Annotated in this window: 15 protein-coding genes; 9 read left to right on the top strand and 6 right to left on the bottom strand. The window is 67.1% G+C overall.

What is annotated here, in order from left to right; all coding sequences use genetic code 11:
• The first annotated feature begins 230 nt into the window (after positions 1 to 230).
• From yaaA to GGR11_RS02560, 3 genes are read left to right on the top strand one after another with little or no spacing between them, the layout of a single operon-like run.
• Positions 231 to 1,001, top strand: coding sequence for a peroxide stress protein YaaA (gene yaaA, locus GGR11_RS02570; RefSeq protein ID WP_183195264.1), 771 nt, complete (start codon positions 231 to 233; stop codon positions 999 to 1,001).
• A 52-nt stretch (positions 1,002 to 1,053) separates the two neighbouring features.
• On the top strand, positions 1,054 to 1,923 hold the full coding sequence (locus tag GGR11_RS02565) for a 3-hydroxybutyrate dehydrogenase (RefSeq protein ID WP_246331499.1): 870 nt from the start codon (positions 1,054 to 1,056) through the stop codon (positions 1,921 to 1,923).
• 24 nt (positions 1,924 to 1,947) lie between these two features.
• On the top strand, positions 1,948 to 3,012 hold the full coding sequence (locus tag GGR11_RS02560; protein ID WP_183195263.1) for a patatin-like phospholipase family protein: 1,065 nt from the start codon (positions 1,948 to 1,950) through the stop codon (positions 3,010 to 3,012).
• Here GGR11_RS02560 and GGR11_RS02555 read toward each other — a convergent pair.
• Positions 3,009 to 3,938 (bottom strand): L-threonylcarbamoyladenylate synthase, encoded by a 930-nt coding sequence (locus GGR11_RS02555; RefSeq protein ID WP_183195262.1) that lies wholly within the window; start codon positions 3,936 to 3,938, stop codon positions 3,009 to 3,011. The genes GGR11_RS02560 and GGR11_RS02555 overlap by 4 nt on opposite strands.
• Positions 3,935 to 4,486, bottom strand: a complete 552-nt coding sequence (locus GGR11_RS02550) for a cytochrome b (RefSeq protein WP_183195261.1) — start codon at positions 4,484 to 4,486, stop codon at positions 3,935 to 3,937. Before GGR11_RS02550 ends, GGR11_RS02555 begins: the two co-directional genes overlap by 4 nt.
• Before the next feature lie 119 nt (positions 4,487 to 4,605).
• On the opposite strand from GGR11_RS02550, the gene GGR11_RS02545 reads away from it, so the two are divergent.
• Positions 4,606 to 6,390, top strand: a complete 1,785-nt coding sequence (locus GGR11_RS02545) for an acyl-CoA dehydrogenase (RefSeq protein WP_183195260.1) — start codon at positions 4,606 to 4,608, stop codon at positions 6,388 to 6,390.
• A 20-nt stretch (positions 6,391 to 6,410) separates the two neighbouring features.
• Here the strand turns inward: GGR11_RS02545 and GGR11_RS02540 are convergent, their stop codons facing one another.
• The gene (locus tag GGR11_RS02540) at positions 6,411 to 7,226 is read right to left on the bottom strand and encodes a trypsin-like serine peptidase (RefSeq protein ID WP_183196352.1); all 816 of its coding nucleotides are present in this window, start codon (positions 7,224 to 7,226) and stop codon (positions 6,411 to 6,413) included.
• 89 nt (positions 7,227 to 7,315) lie between these two features.
• On the opposite strand from GGR11_RS02540, the gene GGR11_RS02535 reads away from it, so the two are divergent.
• Complete coding sequence (locus GGR11_RS02535) at positions 7,316 to 9,538, top strand: S9 family peptidase (RefSeq protein ID WP_183195259.1); 2,223 nt, start codon at positions 7,316 to 7,318, stop codon at positions 9,536 to 9,538.
• A 23-nt stretch (positions 9,539 to 9,561) separates the two neighbouring features.
• On the opposite strand, the gene GGR11_RS02530 is transcribed toward GGR11_RS02535, so the two are convergent.
• Positions 9,562 to 10,422: an NAD(P)-dependent oxidoreductase gene (locus GGR11_RS02530; protein ID WP_183195258.1), complete on the bottom strand. Its 861-nt coding sequence runs from the start codon at positions 10,420 to 10,422 to the stop codon at positions 9,562 to 9,564.
• Between the two features lie 129 nt (positions 10,423 to 10,551).
• On the opposite strand from GGR11_RS02530, the gene GGR11_RS02525 reads away from it, so the two are divergent.
• The 3 genes from GGR11_RS02525 to GGR11_RS02515 all read left to right on the top strand — a co-directional run bounded on the left by GGR11_RS02525 (position 10,552) and on the right by GGR11_RS02515 (position 12,884).
• Positions 10,552 to 11,451 (top strand): flagellar motor protein MotB, encoded by a 900-nt coding sequence (locus GGR11_RS02525; RefSeq protein ID WP_183195257.1) that lies wholly within the window; start codon positions 10,552 to 10,554, stop codon positions 11,449 to 11,451.
• A 114-nt stretch (positions 11,452 to 11,565) separates the two neighbouring features.
• A complete protein-coding gene (locus GGR11_RS02520) occupies positions 11,566 to 12,327 on the top strand; it encodes an arginyltransferase (RefSeq protein ID WP_183195256.1) in 762 nt (253 codons plus the stop codon).
• Between the two features lie 98 nt (positions 12,328 to 12,425).
• On the top strand, positions 12,426 to 12,884 hold the full coding sequence (locus GGR11_RS02515; protein ID WP_183195255.1) for a hypothetical protein: 459 nt from the start codon (positions 12,426 to 12,428) through the stop codon (positions 12,882 to 12,884).
• Between the two features lie 58 nt (positions 12,885 to 12,942).
• On the opposite strand, the gene parC is transcribed toward GGR11_RS02515, so the two are convergent.
• Positions 12,943 to 15,156, bottom strand: coding sequence for a DNA topoisomerase IV subunit A (parC, locus tag GGR11_RS02510; RefSeq protein WP_183195254.1), 2,214 nt, complete (start codon positions 15,154 to 15,156; stop codon positions 12,943 to 12,945).
• A 147-nt stretch (positions 15,157 to 15,303) separates the two neighbouring features.
• Between parC and GGR11_RS02505 the strand changes: the two genes are divergently transcribed.
• Positions 15,304 to 17,034, top strand: a complete 1,731-nt coding sequence (locus GGR11_RS02505; protein WP_183195253.1) for a cytochrome c biogenesis protein DipZ — start codon at positions 15,304 to 15,306, stop codon at positions 17,032 to 17,034.
• Here GGR11_RS02505 and GGR11_RS02500 read toward each other — a convergent pair.
• Positions 17,031 to 17,570, bottom strand: a complete 540-nt coding sequence (locus GGR11_RS02500) for a sigma-70 family RNA polymerase sigma factor (RefSeq protein WP_183195252.1) — start codon at positions 17,568 to 17,570, stop codon at positions 17,031 to 17,033. The two genes, GGR11_RS02505 and GGR11_RS02500, sit on opposite strands and share 4 nt — an antisense overlap.
• Positions 17,571 to 17,825 lie beyond the last annotated feature (255 nt).

Genomic DNA, 17,825 nt, shown 5'->3' with positions numbered 1-17,825 from the left:
CATCCCATTCCTCGCCCCTTGGGGTGGATCCCCGCGCAGCGGGGCGTCAAACCTACTCAAAACACAAAACACCGGGCCAAGGCCCGGCGCCCCGCCCAGCCCTCCACTTCCAAAGGGCCTCCATGAACTTCGCAGCGAAAGCGCGAGGACGATCCCCCACGCCGTCATCGCGCCCGGTTCAAATCGTCACCAAGGCGCCCTATGTCAGCGGGCCACCACGGAGCCGCCTCTTGCTGATCGTTCTTTCTCCCGCCAAGCGGCTGGACTTCACCGAAGCCGACCCCGCCCTTCCCGGCACGGACCGCCGCTTTCTCGAGGACACCGCCAGCCTGGCGACCACGGCGCGGCGCCAGACCAAGGCCGATCTGCGCCGCCTGATGAGCATTTCCAACGACCTCGCCACCCTGAATCTGGAACGGTTCAAGGCCTTCGATTCGGACTCGACCGACGGGGTCCAGGCCGCCTTCGCCTTCGCCGGCGACGTCTATGAGGGTTTGAAGGCGCGCGAGCTCGACGCCCCGGCCCTCGACTTCGCCCAGGACCGGTTGCGCATCCTGTCGGGCTTCTACGGCCTGTTGCGCCCGCTGGACCGGATCCAGCCCTATCGGCTTGAAATGGGCACGCGGCTCAAGACCCGGCGCGGGTCCAGCCTCTATGATTTCTGGGGCGACCGGATCTCGAAACAGCTGAACGCGGACGCCGAGGGTCACGCCGACCCGACCCTGGTCAATCTGGCCAGCCAGGAATATTTCGGCGCCGTCGACGCCAAGGCCCTGAAACTGCCGGTCGTCACCCCCCAGTTCCGCGAAGAGAAGAATGGCGGGAGCCGCATCATCTCCTTCTTCGCCAAGAAGGCCCGCGGGGCCATGGCCCGGTTCGCCATCGACGAGCGGGTGGAACGGGTCGAGGACTTGAAGGCTTTTGACCGCGACGGCTACAGGTTCGACAAGGCTGCCTCCACGGACAACGAGTGGATATTCATCAGGCCGGGAAATTCTTGATCCCCGCCCCGTCCTGCCGCTAGTCTCTCGACAAAACACGAAGGGCGGATTCATGTTCAACTGGTCGAAGTCATCCAAGGGACCCGGCGCTGCACCAGCCGCCGCACACGGGGACGCCCCGGTGTTTCGCGACATCGGCGACCTGAAGGGTCAGGTCGCCGTCATTTCCGGCTCGACCTCGGGCATCGGCCTGGCCCTGGCGCGGGCCGTGGCGGCGCGCGGCGGCGACGTGGTGCTGAACGGCCTGGGCGATCCGGCCGAGATCGAACGCACCCGCGCAGGGCTGGAAGCCGGCTCCAGCGGCCGGGTCCGCTATCACGCGGCCAATATGATGCGCGGCGATGAGATCGCCGACATGGTCGCCTTCGCCAAACACGAGTTCGGCCGCCTCGACATCCTGGTCAACAACGCCGGCATCCAGCACGTCGAATCCGTCGAGAAATTCCCCACCGACAAGTGGGAGCAGATCATCGCCATCAACCTGTCCTCGGCCTTCTACGCCACCCGCGCGGCCATCCCGATCATGAAGGCCCAGGGGCGCGGCCGGATCGTCAACATGGCCTCGGCCCACGGCCTGGTCGCCAGCCCGTTCAAGTCGGCCTATGTTGCGGCCAAGCACGGGATCGTCGGTTTCACCAAGACGGTGGCCCTGGAACTGGCCCAGGACAATATCACCTGCAACGCCATCTGCCCCGGCTTCGTCGAGACCCCGATCGTCGAGAAACAGATCGCCGATCAAGCCCGCACCCGCGGCATCTCCAAGGAACAGGTGCTGCACGACGTCATCCTGGCCGCCCAGCCGACCAAGAAATTCGTGACGACCGACCAGTTGGCGGGCCTGTTCCTCTATCTGGTCAGTGACTTGGGCGCCTCGGCCAACGGCGCCAGCTTCTCCATCGACGGCGGCTGGACCGCGCAATAGACCAATGACCTAGGGGGCGGCGGCATGGCGATCTTCAAAAGAAAGGCCGCCGAACCGACGGACGTCGTCCCCTCGACCTCGGGACGACGGCCCCTGTCCCTGGCGCTGCAGGGCGGCGGAGCGCACGGCGCCTTCCAGTGGGGCGTGCTGGACCGGCTGCTGGAGGACGGCCGCCTGGAGGTTCGCGCCGTCTCGGGCGTCTCGGCGGGCGCCATGAACGGCGCGGCCCTGGTTTCGGGCCTGGCCGCCGGCGACGCCCGCGCCGCCCTCGACAAACTGTGGCGCGAGATCAACCAGTCGGGCGGCCGCAACGTCTTCGGCGACAGCACCCTGTGGAACCCGGCCCAGACGCCGGACTGGATCAAGGACACCCCGCTATGGCGCGCCGGCGAGACCCTGGCCATGTCCATGAGTCCCTATGAATTCAATCCGCTAAATCACAATCCTCTGAAACGCGTTCTAAAGGCGGCGGTCGATTTCGGCGCGGTTCAGGCATCCGACATAAAGATGTTCGTCGCCGCCACCGCCGTGCGCCAGGCCCGGGCCCGCATCTTCGAATCCGGCGAGATCACCGCCGACGTCCTGATGGCCTCGGCCTGTTTGCCCCATCTGTTCCAGGCGATCGAGATCGACGGCGAACCCTATTGGGACGGCGGCTACCTGACCAATCCGCCGCTGTGGCCCCTGACCGGCGATGACACGCCCGACGACGTCCTGCTGGTGACGCTGAACGCCCTGGTTCGCGACGAGACGCCGCGCAGCGCCGGCGACATCGTCGAACGGCTGAACGAGATCGTCTTCAACGCCCCCCTGGTCGCCGAGCTGCGCGCCATCGCCATGGCCGCCGAGATGATCGCCGGGGGCCAGCTGAAACACGGCGGCGGGTCCTATCGTCAGGTCCGGCTGCACGCCATCGAAGCCGACGGCTGGCTGTCGGACCTGTCGCTGAGGTCCAAGTTCAACACCGAATGGAGCTTCCTCAATGATCTGAAGGCGCGGGGACGGGCCGCCGCCGACGACTGGCTGGAGACCTGCCTGCCCAGCGTCGGGCGGCACTCCAGCGTCGATCTCCAGGCCCGGTTCGGCTAGCCGACGAAGCCGGCGGCGCGGCGCAGACGGTCGTTGATCGCCTCGCCCAGACCCTGTGACGGAATCGGCGACACGGCGATGCCGGCGGGATGCGTGCGATCCGCTTCCCTGAACAATCTGAACAGGTTGGCCGCCGCTTCTCGCAGATCGCCCGAGGCGCTCAAGCTCCAGCGCGGATCGCCCGCCCCCGGTCCGAAGCCCAGCAGGATCTCGCCGTCACGCGGCTCGACGACGTCGATCCGAACCGGGGCGTCCGGGGCGTAATGCGCCGCCAGCCGGCCCGGCGACCTGTGCCCGTCGCCGCTGTCCGCCAGCGGCCCGACCACGGCCTCGATCTCGGCGCGGGTCACCGCGCCCGGCCGCAGCAGCGACACCCGCCCGTCCAGCACCGACACGACCGTGCTCTCCAGCCCCACCGCGCAGGGCCCGCCGTCCACGGCCGCCGTGACGGCGAACCCGGTCTCCTCGACCGCATCGGCGAAATTCGTCGGACTGGGCCGTCCCGACCGATTGGCCGAGGGCGCCACGACCGGCCCGCCAAAGGCCGACAGCACCCCCCGCGCCGCCGCATGGCCCGGAACGCGGATGGCCACGCTGTCCAGCCCGGCCCGCGCCAGATCACAGACGCGCCCGCCGTCCCGCACCGGCGTCACCAGGGTCAAGGGTCCCGGCCAGAAGGCCTCGGCTAGCGCCCGGGCCGAGACGTCGAACACCCCGACAGCCTCGGCCGCGACGGCGTCGGCGACATGAGAAATCAAGGGATTGAAGCGCGGCCTTCCCTTAGCCTGGAAGATGGCGGCCACCGCCTCGGCGTTGCCCGCGTCGGCGCCCACGCCATAGACGGTCTCGGTCGGCAGCAGGATCAGTTCGCCCCGGCGCAGAGCCGTCGCCGCCTGATCGGCCGTATCGCCGGACCTTTGAGTCATGGCCGACGCGGGATCAGCGGGATCATCCGGTGCAGCACATTGTCACGATTGATGAATTGGTGCTTCAGCGCACCCAGAACATGAAGCGCGATCAGGACATACAGGCCCTTCATCACCACCTCATGGACCTCCATGAACCGACCCGCCGTCTCGCGACCGCCGCCGACCGGCAGCAGAGGCCAGTCGAGTAGACCGAACCAGGCGATCTCCCGCCCGGCCGCCGATGAGGCCAGCCAGCCGGTCATCGGCATGGCGATCAGGACGACATAGAACAGCACATGGGTCGCACGCGCCGCCTGCCTTTCCCATCGCGGCAAGTGGCCCGGGAGGGGAATGGCCGGATGCGCCAGCCGCCAGCCGATTCGCGCCAGGGTCAGCACTAGGATGGTGATCCCCACGGATTTGTGCAGCATGACGAATTGGCCCGACAGAGCGCCTTCCGTCTTCTCATGCGCCGTGATCAGCAGCACCTGGGCCAGAACGCCCAGGGCGATGATCCAGTGCAGCGCCAGCGACACCGTCGAATAGCGATTGCGAGGTTCGGCCATGACTTCCCTTCCGCGGCGGCAGGGCGCCACTGTGCCCCGACGAAGAGCCTTGCGCCAAGTCGCTTGCGACGAGAGGCGATGACGAGGCACTTAGGCCTGAATATGCATCGAGGAAACCCATGAGCTACCGCGCCCCCGTCCGTGACCTGGCCTTCACCCTGGAGGCGATCGCCGGAATGGCCGACGTCTCCGCAACCGGCGCCTTCCCGGACTATGATTCAGACGTCGCGGGCGCCGTGCTGGAAGCGGCAGGCCAGTTCTCCGAAGAGGTGCTCGCCCCCCTGAACCGCATCGGCGATCAGCAAGGCTCTCATTATGCGAACGGCGCCGTCACCGCCGCGCCTGGATTCGCCGACGCCTATCGCCAATTCGCCGCCGGCGGCTGGACCGGCCTGTCCGCGCCCGCCGAGGTCGGGGGCCAGGCCCTGCCCAAGGCGCTGGAGCTTGCGGCCTTCGAGACAGTCCATTCGGCCAATATGGCCTTCGGCCTCTGCCCCATGCTGTCCTTGGCCGCCATCGAGGCGCTGGACCAAGTCGGGACCGAGGAACAGAAGCACAAATATCTGACCAAGCTGGTCAGCGGCGAATGGACCGGGGCCATGGTGCTGACCGAGCCGGGCGCCGGGTCGGACCTGGGTTCCTTGATCACCACGGCGACGCCGAACGGCGACGGCACCTACGCCCTGAACGGCCAGAAGATCTACATCACCTGGGGCGATCACGACGCCACCGACAACATCATCCACCTGGTTCTGGCCCGCCTGCCCGATGCGCCGAAGGGGCCCAAGGGCATCAGTCTGTTCCTGACGCCCAAGTTTGCGGTGAATGACGACGGGAGCCTGGGCGACCGCAGTGATTTCCGCCCTGTCGGCGTAGAGCACAAGCTGGGCATCCACGCCTCCCCCACCTGCGTCATGAGCTATGAGGGCGCCCGCGCCGAACTGGTCGGCCGACCGAACGAGGGCCTGGCCCATATGTTCGTGATGATGAACGCCGCCCGCCTCGCCGTCGGCGTCGAGGGCGTCGGCATCGCCGAACGCGCCTATCAGCACGCCCTCGCCTATGCGCTGGATCGCCGGCAGGGCCGCTCGGTCTGGACCGGCGAGGCCAACGCTCCGATCTTCGACCATCCCGACGTTCGCCGGATGCTGGGTGTGATGAAGGCCAAGACCTCGGCCGCCCGCGCCATCTGCCTGTCGACCGGCGTCGCCGCCGACCTCGCCCGTCATGCCGGAACCGAGGACGACCGCCGGCGCTGGAAGGCGCGCGAGGACCTGTTCACCCCCATCGCCAAGGCCTGGTCCACCGACGTGGGCTGCGAGGTCGCCTCGTTGGGCATTCAGATTCACGGCGGCATGGGCTTCATCGAAGAGACCGGCGCCGCCCAATACTACCGCGACGCCCGCATCGCCCCGATCTACGAAGGCACCAACGGCATCCAGGCCATGGACCTGGTCGGCCGCAAGCTTTCGATGGATGGCGGGGAAGCGGCCCGGGCTTTGATCGTCGACATGAAGGCGACCCTGGTGGACCTGGCCCACCTCTATTCCGGCAAGCCCCTCGAACGTTTCGCCACGGGGATCGAGGCGGTTCAGGACGCCACCCTGTGGCTGCTGGACCGCAAGGCCGAGCCCGAGGCGGCCGCCGATGTCCTGGCGGCCGCCGACGCCTATCTCAAACTGATGGGCGACGTGGTCGGCGGATGGATGCTGGCCAAGGGCGCCTTGGCGGCCAAGGCGCGGCTGGGCACCGGTGAAGGCGACCCCGTTTGGCTGCAAGGCAAGCTGGACCTGTATGAGGTCTATGCCGCCAATGTGCTGGGCCATGTCTCCAGCCGCCTGGCGGCCGTGGGCCAGGGCGGCGACCTGCTGAAGCGGTTGACGGCGGAAGCCCTGACGGGCTGAGACGGCGTGCGTTCGGCGCCTCAGGGCGCCGGCGCGGCCTTCTGGTCCAGCAGGGCCACCGCCTCGCGGATATAGTCGGCGTGGACCACCACGCCGATCCTGAGCCGCTCGTCCTGGACGATGACTTCCTGGGTCAGCACCCCGGCGACATAGGGATGGACCGTCGACAGGTCCGACGACGGCCGCGTCGCCGGCATCCAGAACACCGGTCCGCCCGAGTCGCCCGGAAAGACGGCCAGATCGAGCAGGAAGGTCGGAAAGGCGCTGATCGGCGTCAGCGGCCAGGATGCGATCCGCCCAACGCGCAGGATCGGAAACCCGGCGCGGTTGGCCGACAATCCCCGGGGAAAGCCCAGCGTCCGCATATCGTCGCCCGGCCCGACCTCGGCTGCGTCGAACGCCTCCCTGTCCGCCAGCCAGGCGATCGGAATGGCGTCACGGGCGAAGGCGGCCGGCGCGCTGATCTCCATGACCGCAATGTCGCGGTCGCCCGGCTTGGTCCATAGCGGGTCAGAGTCTGCGTCCCGAATGGTCAGCGGCTGGGGATCGAAACGCCATCCCCCGTCCGGCAGTTCGACGCGCCATCCGATCCGCGCCTCGCTGTCAGGCATCCGACTCAGCACATGATCGGCGGTGACCAGGACAGTGCGCGGCGTGCCGTCCGCCCGCGGCGCATTCAGCAGAAAGCCCGCGCCCACGGTTCGCGTGCCGTCGCCGTTCGGCTGGTCGATCTGGACCGTCGCCCGGATCATGGTCACGGTCAGGTCCCTGGCGGAACGCAACACGGTCTGCGTGGCCTCGACAGAGGCTGTCGGCTGGGTCTGGAGGTCGAACATCAAGGCAAAGCGCCTTCCCCGGCTTTTCTTCATTTGACGCCGCCATGGGCCACGCACAAGGTTCGGGTCCGAATAAGGGGGCCCAACCAATGAACCGTCGCCAGTTGATCGTCTCGACCGCCGCAACCGCCGTCGCGGTCACCACCCCCGCCCTCGCCAAGCCCGCTCAGACTACCGGACCCTCAATGCCCCAGCCCCCCGTCGCCAAGAAGATCCCTGTCGTCATCGAACAACTGGGCCGCACGCGGACCGACGACTATCATTGGATGAAGGACGACAACTGGCAGGCCGTGCTGCGCGATCCGACCCTGATCAAGGCCGACGTCAAGGAACACCTGACGGCCGAAAACACCTACCGCGAGGCCATGATGGCCTCCACCCTGCCGCTGCAGCAGGCGATGTTCACGGAGATGCGCGGTCGCATCAAGGAAGACGACAGCTCAGTTCCGGCCTCGGACGGCGATTGGAACTACTACGTCGAATATCGTACAGGCGACCAGCATCCCCGCTACATGCGCGTCGAGCGTCAGGGCGCGTGGATGGCGGACGGCCAGCCGGTGACGAAGAACTTCGTCGTCGCGCCCACGCCTCAACTGCTCCTGGACGCTAACGCACTCGCCGAGGGCAAGGCCTATTCGGAAGTTTCGGCCGCGAGCCACAGCCCGGACCACAGCCTGTTCGCTTATGCCGAGGACGCCCAGGGCTCCGAGGTCCACAAGATCTACGTCAAGGACCTGGCGACCGGCGAAGTTCTGCCCGACGTGATCGACAGCGCCACCGGCGACTTTGTCTTCTCGCCCGACAGCCAGTGGATCTTCTGGACCAATCGCGACGACAACGGTCGCCCGGACAAGATCTTCCGTCGCCCGGCGCGCGGCGGCGAAACCACCCTGGTCTATGAAGAGGCCGACGACGGGATGTTCATCGGCGTCGGCCGCACCGCCGACGACCAGTTCATCGTCATCGGCATCCAGAACCAGGAGACGTCGGAAGCGCGCTACATCCCGGCCGCGACGCCCACGGCCGAACCCGTGATTCTTGAGCCTCGCGTGGTGGCCCTCCGCTACGACGTCGATCACTGGGGCGACCGTTGGGTGATCCGCACCAACGCCGACGACTCCATCGACTTCAAGATCGTCCAGGCCCCGACCGCGACGCCGGCCAAGACCAACTGGACCGACCTGGTGCCGCACACGCCCGGCCGCTTCATCGAAGGCATGGACCTGACGAAGGACCACCTGGCCCGCCAGGAACGCGCCGACGCCAACACCCGCATCATCATCCGCGACCGCGCCGGCGCCGAGCATGAGATCGCCGTGGACGAACCCGCCTTCGCCCTGTCGCTGGCAGGCGCGTCCGAGTTCGAAACGACGACCACCCGCTACGCCTACAATTCTCCGTCCACCCCGACCCAGACGTTCGACTACGACATGGCGACGCGCGAGCGGACACTGCGCAAGACCCAGCAGATCCCCTCGGGCCACGACATTGCAGACTATGTGGTGGAGCGGCTGAACGCCCCGGCTTCGGACGGACAGCTGGTGCCGGTCACGGTGCTGCGTCGCAAATCCACGCCCGTCGATGGTTCGGCGCCCCTCCTGCTCTACGGCTACGGCTCCTATGGCATTCCGATGCCCGCCAGCTTCTCGACCAACCGACTATCGCTGGTCGATCGCGGCTGGATCTACGCCATCGCCCATATCCGGGGCGGGTCGGACAAGGGCTGGGGCTGGTTCCTGGACGCCCGCCGAATGACGAAGAAGAACACCTTCACCGACTTCGTCGCCGCCGCCGAACACCTGATCGACCGGAAATACGCGACTGCCGGACACATCGTCGCCCAGGGCGGCTCGGCCGGCGGCCTGCTGATGGGCGCCGTCAACAACATGCGGCCCGACCTGTGGGCCGGCGTCATCGGCCAGGTGCCCTTCGTCGATGTGATCAACACGATGAGCGACACCTCCCTGCCGCTCACGCCGCCGGAGTGGCCCGAGTGGGGCAATCCCATCGAGGACCCCGAGGCCTACGACTATATGATGAGCTACAGCCCCTATGATCAGGTGGGGCCGAAAGCCTATCCCGCCATACTGGCGACCGGCGGCCTGTCCGATCCCCGCGTCACCTATTGGGAGCCCCAGAAATGGGTCGCCAAGCTGCGGCCGGCGACCACCTCCGGCAAGCCGGTGCTGTTGAAGATCAATATGGAGGCGGGACACGGCGGCGCCGCCGGTCGGTTCGACTATCTGAAAGAGGTCGCCCACGACTACGCCTTCGCCGTCTGGGCCGTCGACAAGGGCTGGGAAGCGGCCTGATCCGCCACTTCCCTTGCGCGACTTCAGTCCTTCGACTGAAGTCGCGCCGCCAGGCTGGAGGTGTCCCAGCGATTTCCGCCCATGGCCTGGACCTCGGCGTAGAACTGATCGACCAAAGCCGTAAGGGCCAGACGCGCGCCGTTCGACCGGGCCTCGTCAAGCACCAGGCCCAGATCCTTGCGCATCCAGTCGACGGCGAAGCCGAATTCGAACTCGCCTCTGGCCGCCGTCTTCCAGCGGTTGTCCATCTGCCAGCTCTGGGCCGCGCCCTTGGAGACGGCGTCAAAGGCGGCGTCGGTATCCAGGCCCGCGACCTGGGCGAAATGCACCGCCTCGGCCAGGCCCTGAACCACGCCGGCGATGGCGATCTGATTGACCATCTTGGTCAACTGGCCCGATCCGGCCGGCCCCATATGTTTGATCGCCTTGGAATAGGCCTTCAAAACCGGCTCAACCCCGGTTAGCGCCTCGGCGTCGCCGCCGGCCATGACGCTGAGTTGCCCGTTCTCGGCGCCCGCCTGGCCGCCCGACACCGGGGCGTCGATGAAGCGGCGCCCCTGCCCCTCGGCCAGTTCCGCCATCTCGCGCGCCACCTTCGCCGACGTCGTGGTGTGATCCACGATCACCGCACCTTCGGCCAGATGCGGCAGGGCTTCGGTCGCGACGGCGCGCACGTCGTCATCATTGCCGACGCACAGGATGAACAGATCGGCGCCCTGGGCCGCTTCAGCCACCGTCGCCGCGAACCGTCCGCCCACCGCAGAAGCCCAGGCCTTGGCCTTGGCCGGGCTGCGATTGAAGCCGGTCACGTCGTGCCCCGCCTCGACCAGGTGACGCGCCATCGGGGCGCCCATGACGCCCAGGCCGGCGAATGCGATCTTCATGACAATCTCCTTGGTCTGACGCAGGCACTAGGCCGCGCCGGAACTGTGTTCAAGGCGCTGCGCCCGGATCAACGCGGGGTTAACCTTGCTGCGCCCACAATGGACCGCAAATACTCGGGGTAGTCATCCATGTCCGTGAGCGATCGTCCGATCCTCATCAAGAAGGTCAAGAAGGTGTCCGGCGGCGGCCACCACGGCGGCGCCTGGAAGGTGGCCTATGCGGACTTCGTGACCGCCATGATGGCCTTCTTCCTGCTGATGTGGCTGATCAACACGACCGATCCGGAGCAGAAGAAAGGCATAGCCGAGTATTTCGCTCCGGCCAGCGTGTCCGAAACCACCTCCGGATCGGGCGGCATACTGGGCGGCACGTCCCTGGGCGACGACGGCCCCAAGAGCTCCGGATCCCAGTCGGTGCTCGAGCAACTCGCGCCCGAAGCCCCGGCCGACGCCACGGCCCCCGGATCCAGCACCAATCTCGCATCGGCCAGCGAGGCCGCGCTCCAGGCCGAGATCCAGAAGCGCGAGGCGGCGGAGTTCGCCAGCGCCGCCGAATCCCTGCGTCAGGCCATGCAGTCGATGCCGGAACTGGCGGAGCTGTCGAAACAGCTGATCGTCGATCAGACGCCCGAGGGCCTGCGCATCCAGTTGGTCGATCAGGAGGGCCGCTCGATGTTCGACAACAACTCGGCCCGGCCGAACGCCCGGGCTCAGGTCCTGCTGCGCGCCGTGGCCAAGGTCATCAATCAGCTGCCGAACCGCATCTCCATCACCGGCCACACCAGCGCCACGCCCGGCTCCAATCGCGCCAGCGGTCCGGCCGACTGGACCCTGTCCTCGGAACGGGCCAACGGCTCGCGTCTGGTGCTTCAGAGCGCCGGCGTGGACGCCGACCGGGTCTATTCCGTCGCCGGCAAAGCGGGTTCGGACCCCCTCTATCCCGACGACCCGACCCTGGCCGGCAACCGCCGCATCGCCATAGTCCTGCTGCGCGAGGCGCCGGTCCTGCCGATGGACACCTCGCTGTGATCCCGCTCGGCTGTGGCGCGAACGCGCTTGCGGCCCGGCGAGGAATGACGCCAAATCCCGGAATGAGCCTTCGACCGTCACACTCTCGGCAAGATCGGGTGCGGATCTAGCGCCGTGACGCAGCATGTCCCGACACGACAGCTCCGGTTCTTCATGACCTCGGTCGCGCCGTGTCCCTATCTGCCCGGCAAGACCGAGCGCAAGGTCTTCGCCAACCTGCCCTTCTCGGACGGCGCCCACGTCAATGACGAACTGACCGTGGCCGGTTTTCGCCGCAGTCAGAACATCGCCTATCGCCCGGCCTGCGAAGCCTGTGACGCCTGTGTCTCGGTCCGCCTGCCCGTGCCCGAGTTCGCCTTCACACGGTCGCAGCGCAAGGTTTTGACCCGCAACGACGACCTGTCGCGCAGCCTGGTCGAGGCCGAAGCCACGACCGAACAGTTCCAACTGCTGCGCCGCTATCTGACCACCCGCCATCCGACCGGCGGCATGAGCGACATGGGCTGGCTCGACTATGTCGCCATGGTCGAGGACACGACTGTGCGCACCCATCTGATCGAATATCGCCTGGCCTCCACCGACGGCGGGCCGGGCGATCTGGTCGCCGTCACCCTGACCGACCTGCTGAAAGACGGTCTGTCGATGGTCTACAGCTTCTATGATCCGGCGATGGAGCGCCGCAGCCTGGGTCGGTTCGCCATCCTCGACCATATCCGCCAGGCCGCCCAGGTCGGCCTGCCCTTCGTCTATCTGGGTTACTGGGTCCAGGGCTCGGAGAAGATGGATTACAAGGCCGACTTCCGCCCGATGGAAGTGCTCGGAAAGCTGGGCTGGGTCGCCTTGGATGCTGAAGTTCAAAAGCGTTTCGAGGGGTAGAGGGTTTCGAGACGCAAACGCCAAATGCTCATTACTGCGATTTCATTTGAACTGCGGGACGCCAGCAGCAATCTTGAAGGCGACACAAGGAGCAAAAGATGTTGAAGACATTTTCCCTGGCTGTGACGTTTTTTATACTTCCGTTGGCCGCGACAGCACAAGATCACGACCTTAGGTCTCCAAACAATACCTGTATTGCGCACGCTCAAGATGACGACGCTCCGATTAGATCACATGCGCGCCCCGCACCGACCGAGACGGTGGAGGCTTTCGGCGAGCGCATGAGGGCTTTTGGAAGTCAGGCGGGCGAGATCTGCGCGGACCCCAACTTGAACGACGAAGAAAAAGAAGCCCGCATCGCCGCCGCGTGGACGCAGCATCAGCCGGAACGATCATCCTCGCTCAGTGCGACGCTCTCGGATCAATCCGGCGCAACAGCACCGGCTCCTAATGGGGCGACGCTGATCGCCGATTACGCCTTGTCGCAAGCCCGCGAAGCCCTTCAACAAGCCGCGTCCGGACTCGCGGCTGCGACGACGCGTTCACCCGGCCGCTGAAGGCGCTGCGCCGGACTCACTGCGGACGACTTCGCGTCATCGAGAGGCGCCCGGCCGCCTACCTGAACTTCCGCAAGCCTCGCGGCCCCTGACGGCCGGCCCCGGCGCGCCTGCCCAGCCAGTCCTTCCAGTCCGGCCAGTTGCGACGGCGTCCGCCGCCGTCGGCCCATTCCGGCCCCTGTTCGGCGTTGAACACGGTGACGTCGGCCAGACCGCCCTGTTTGAAGTTCTGCAGCCGTACGCCCTTGCCGCGTCCCATCTCGGGCAGTTCGTCCAACGGGAAGATCAGGGTCTTGATGTTCTCGCCTATGGTCGCGACGTGATCGGCCACCGGTGCCTGCGGGATGCGCAGCATGGCCAGCATGTCGCCGTTCAGCACCTGTTTGCCGCCCCGCTTCTGGGCCAGGGTCTCGTCCTCCGGCGCGATGAAGCCATAGCCGGCCTTCGACGCGATCAGCAGCTTGCCGCCCGGCTGGTGCGCCAGAACGTTGATGATCTCGGCCTTCTCATCTAAGTCGATCATCAGGCGCAGCGGCTCGCCATGCCCGCGACCGGACGCCAGCTTGTCCGCCCCGATGGTGAAGATTCGTCCGTCCGACGCCCCGACCAGCAGCTTGTCGGTCGTATAGGCCGGGACCAGATAGGCCAGCTGGTCGCCTTCCTTGAACTTCAGCTCCGAAGGGTCCTCGACCTTGCCCTTGGCGGCGCGGATCCAGCCGCGTTCCGACAGGATGACCGTGATCGCCTCGCGCGGGATGAACGCCTCGGGCGCCACGAAGGCGGATGCGTCCACGGCGTCGGCGATGGTCGTCCGGCGCGGCGAGATCAGCGCCTTGCGCACGGCCTCCAACTCCTTGGAGATGGCCTTCCACTGCTTGCCTTCCGAAGACGTCAGGGCCTGCAGGTGCGCCAGCTCTTCCGAGAGTTCCTTGAACTCCTTCTCGATCGTCATCTCTTCCAGACGCGCCAACTGACGCAGCCGGGTGTCGAGGATGAAGTCGGCCTGGACCTCGGTCAGACCGAACCGCGCGATCAGGACGGCCTTGGGCTGTTCCTCCTCGCGGACGATGCGGATCACCTCGTCCAGGTTCAGGAAGACGACGCGCAGGCCTTCCAGCAGGTGCAGCCGCTTCTCGACGCGCGCGATCCGCCACTGCGACCGGCGGTTCAGAACCTCGCGGCGGTGATCCAGGAAGGCCCTCAGGCAGGCCTTCAGCCCCATGACGCGCGGGGTGCCGTCTGCATCCAGAACGTTCATGTTGATCGGGAAGCGCACTTCCAGATCCGACAGCTTGAACAGGCTCTCCATCAGCATCTCGGGCTCGATGGTGCGGTTCTTGGGCTCGAGGATCAGGCGGATGTCTTCCGCCGACTCGTCGCGCACGTCGCCCAGCAGCGGCGCCTTCTTGTGCTCGATCAGGTCCGCCAGCGCCTCGATCAGGCGCGACTTCTGCACCTGGTACGGCATCTCGGTGACGATGATCCGCCACACGCCGCGCCCCAGGTCCTCGGTCTCCCAGCGCGCCCGCAGCCGCACCCCGCCCCGGCCCGTCTCATAGGCGTCCAGGATCGAAGCGTGGCCCTCCACGGCGACCCCGCCGGTCGGGAAGTCCGGTCCCGGCACCAGTTGCACCAGTTCGGCCGTCGTCGTCTCGGGCCGGTCCAGCAGCATCTGGCAGGCGTCGATCAACTCGCCGACATTGTGCGGCGGGATCGAGGTGGCCATGCCCACGGCGATGCCGGACGAGCCGTTGGCCAGCAGATTGGGGAAGCCGGCCGGCAGAACCACCGGCTCCTCGTCCTGATCGTCATAGGTGGCGCGGAAATCGACGGAATCCTGATCGATCCCGTCCAGCAGCAGCACGGCGGCCGGTGTCAGCTTGCACTCGGTGTAGCGCATGGCCGCAGCGCTATCGCCGTCGATATTGCCGAAGTTCCCCTGACCGTCGACCAGCGGATAGCGCTGGGCGAAATCCTGGGCCAGGCGCACCAGGGCTTCATAGATCGAGGCGTCGCCATGCGGGTGGTATCCGCCCATGACCTCGCCGACGACCTTGGCGCATTTGCGCGCGGCCGCCTGCGGGTTCAGCCGCATCTGGTGCATGGCGTACAGGATGCGCCGGTGCACGGGCTTGAACCCGTCCCGAACATCGGGAAGGGCGCGGTTGGTGATGGTCGACAGGGCGTAGGCCAGATAGCGACGGCTGAGGGCCGTCTCCATCGGCTCGTCGATGATACGGCCGCCTTCCGGCGGCGGAGCGTGGATCGTCATGGGCCAGCGAATCGGGGATCGGAAGCGCGAAGTCTAGCCCGTTCGAGACAAGACAGGGCGTCTATCTGTGGGAGATCGTGCGCCAAAGGGTAACCGAACGCCTCTCCGCTTCGTATGTGAGTGATCCCGTCACGTCAGGCCGCCTCCATGATCCTGTTCCTGCTCTCCTATCTGGCCGGCGCCCTGACCATCGTCAGCCCCTGTATCCTGCCCGTCCTGCCCTTCGTCTTCGCCCGCGCCGGCCGGCCGTTCGTGCGCAATGGCCTGCCCCTGCTGGTCGGCATGGCGGTCACCTTCGCCGGCGTGGCGACGCTGGCAGCCCTGGGCGGCGGCTGGGCCGTGCGGGCCAATGAGGTCGGCCGCTGGATCGCGCTCGCGGTCATGGCCGTCCTGGGCCTCAGCCTGCTCGTGCCCTCCATCGGGGATCGGTTGATGCGCCCCTTCGTGGCGGCCGGCTCCTGGCTGACCGACCGCGTTGAGCGCGGCGCGGGCGATCAGGGCGACGTCCGCGCCTCCTTGCTGCTGGGCGTGGCCACCGGCCTGCTTTGGGCGCCCTGCGCGGGCCCCATACTGGGCGTCATCCTGACCGGCGCGGCCTTGCAGGGCGCCGGCGTCGGCTCGACCGTTCTGTTGCTGGCCTATGCGGCGGGCGCCGCCACCTCCCTGGCCTTGGCCCTGCTGGTGGGCGGACGGGTGTTCAAGGCCATGAAGGGCGCGCTGGGCCTCGGCGAATGGGTGCGGCGCGGCCTGGGCGCCTTGGTGCTGATCGGCGTGGTCGCCATCGGTCTGGGCCTAGACACGGGCCTGCTGACCCGGATTTCGGCCGGAAGCACCGGACGACTGGAACAGGCGTTGCTCAGCAGCATCGGTCGCGGCGTGCCCACGAACGCAGCGCCGACGGACCTAGCCAACCTGCCGGTCGAGGGGACCATGCCGCCCCTGACCGGCGCCACCACCTGGATCAACTCTCCGCCCCTGACGCCCGAACAACTGCGCGGCAAGGTGGTGGTGGTCGATTTCTGGACCTACTCCTGCATCAACTGCCTGCGCGCCCTGCCCTACGTCCGCGCCTGGGCCGAGAAGTACAAGGACCAGGGCCTGGTCGTCATCGGCGTCCACACGCCCGAATTCGCCTTCGAGAAATCCGAGGCCAACGTCCGCGACGCCGTCCGTCGCCTGGGCGTCGACTATCCGGTCGCCATGGACAACGACTTCGCCATCTGGCGCGCCTTCAAGAACCAGTACTGGCCCGCCCACTATTTCATCGACGCCCAGGGCCGCATCCGCCACCACCATTTCGGCGAGGGCGACTATGAGGGCTCGGAAAGGGTCATCCAGCAATTGCTCAAGGAAGCCGGGGCCGCCGATGTCGCCGCCGACGTCGTCCAGATTCAGGCCCAGGGCGCCGAGGCCGCCGCCGCCATGGACCAGCTCGGTTCGCCCGAGACCTATGTCGGCTACGCCCGCGCTGAAAACTTCCGTTCCCCGGGCGGCCTCGCCCGAGACGCCGTCAAGACCTATGTCGCCAGCCCGCTGGACCTGAACGACTGGAGCCTGGTCGGGCGCTGGCGCGTGACGCGTGAGCACGCCGAATTGGCGACGGCGGGCGGACGGGTCTCCTTCCGATTCAAGGCGCGTGACCTGCACCTGGTCATGGGGCCGGGCGCGACCGGCGCGACGCCGCGTTTCCGCGTCCTGATCGACGGTCAGGCGCCCGGCGCCGACGCCGGCTCCGACATCGACGCCCAGGGCGTGGGCCGCATCGACGATCAGCGCCTGTATCAGTTGATCCGCCAGTCAGGCCCCGTTCGCGAACGCACCTTCGAGATCGAATTCCTCGACCCCGGCGTCCAGGTCTTCGCCTTCACCTTCGGCTAGAGATCCAGCAGCAGTCTCAACCGGTTCTTCGCCAACTGGCGACGCTTGCGCACCAGTTCCCGGCTGATGTTCAGATGGGCGGCGATCCGTTCGTCGCTCCAGTCGTCGAGATGGAGCCGCAAGGGCTCGACCAGGGCGGCCGGAAGAGCGTTCATGGCCCGGCCCCAGGCTGCATCGCTTTCCTGCTGCGACAGCGCCTCCTCCGGCGACGGCGCCGCCTTGACCCAGGCGGCCGCGGACGGCGGCGGCAGATCGGCGTCCTCTGTCGCGATAGGAATGCGATTGGCGTTCTGGCGGTGCTGATCCATGCAGGCGTTGTGCAGGATCCGCACCAGCCAGGCCCCGGGATTCTGCACCGGCTGACGGTCAAAGGCCTGGGCCGCCCGCACCATGGCCGCGCTCAACGCGTCCTCGGCGTCGGCCCGATTGCCGCCGGAGAGCCGCAGGCTTCGCTGCCGCAGACTGTTCTGATGCGCCATCCAAATCGACCAGAAGCGGTCCATTGACGGCGGCCGGTCCAGAGCGCGCGCGATCACGCCCGCAGGCGTCAACCCGGCTTTTGGAACCCCGCCCCGATCGCCGCCGGCCGCTCGGGCCAGAATCTCGACAGGAGACGGCGTACGCGGCGCTGAACGATGGGAAGCAGAACGCCGCTCAGGCGGCGAAGGCGACGCTGGCGCCTTTTCCTCTCCGCTTTCCGTCTCCCAATCCGGAAACAACCGGACGACATTCATATCCGTCACTCCCCCTCGGCGTGGGGAGTGACCGTCAAGCTCAAAACGAGCTCGCCC

It is taken from the genome of Brevundimonas mediterranea (assembly GCF_014196125.1).
Classification (GTDB): domain Bacteria; phylum Pseudomonadota; class Alphaproteobacteria; order Caulobacterales; family Caulobacteraceae; genus Brevundimonas; species Brevundimonas mediterranea.
This window is presented reverse-complemented; position numbering and strand designations above follow the sequence as displayed.

Excerpts from the sequence above, each read along its gene's own strand:
- parC (WP_183195254.1), bottom strand. The coding sequence starts at position 15,156 with ATGACGATCCACGCTCCGCCGCCGGAAGGCGGCCGTATCATCGACGAG.
- GGR11_RS02515 (WP_183195255.1), top strand. The coding sequence starts at position 12,426 with ATGTTGAAGACATTTTCCCTGGCTGTGACGTTTTTTATACTTCCGTTG.
- GGR11_RS02525 (WP_183195257.1), top strand. The coding sequence starts at position 10,552 with ATGTCCGTGAGCGATCGTCCGATCCTCATCAAGAAGGTCAAGAAGGTG.
- GGR11_RS02545 (WP_183195260.1), top strand. The coding sequence starts at position 4,606 with ATGAGCTACCGCGCCCCCGTCCGTGACCTGGCCTTCACCCTGGAGGCG.
- GGR11_RS02555 (WP_183195262.1), bottom strand. The coding sequence starts at position 3,938 with ATGACTCAAAGGTCCGGCGATACGGCCGATCAGGCGGCGACGGCTCTG.
- GGR11_RS02505 (WP_183195253.1), top strand. The coding sequence starts at position 15,304 with ATGATCCTGTTCCTGCTCTCCTATCTGGCCGGCGCCCTGACCATCGTC.
- GGR11_RS02550 (WP_183195261.1), bottom strand. The coding sequence starts at position 4,486 with ATGGCCGAACCTCGCAATCGCTATTCGACGGTGTCGCTGGCGCTGCAC.
- GGR11_RS02565 (WP_246331499.1), top strand. The coding sequence starts at position 1,054 with ATGTTCAACTGGTCGAAGTCATCCAAGGGACCCGGCGCTGCACCAGCC.
- GGR11_RS02560 (WP_183195263.1), top strand. The coding sequence starts at position 1,948 with ATGGCGATCTTCAAAAGAAAGGCCGCCGAACCGACGGACGTCGTCCCC.
- GGR11_RS02540 (WP_183196352.1), bottom strand. The coding sequence starts at position 7,226 with ATGTTCGACCTCCAGACCCAGCCGACAGCCTCTGTCGAGGCCACGCAG.
- GGR11_RS02535 (WP_183195259.1), top strand. The coding sequence starts at position 7,316 with ATGAACCGTCGCCAGTTGATCGTCTCGACCGCCGCAACCGCCGTCGCG.
- GGR11_RS02530 (WP_183195258.1), bottom strand. The coding sequence starts at position 10,422 with ATGAAGATCGCATTCGCCGGCCTGGGCGTCATGGGCGCCCCGATGGCG.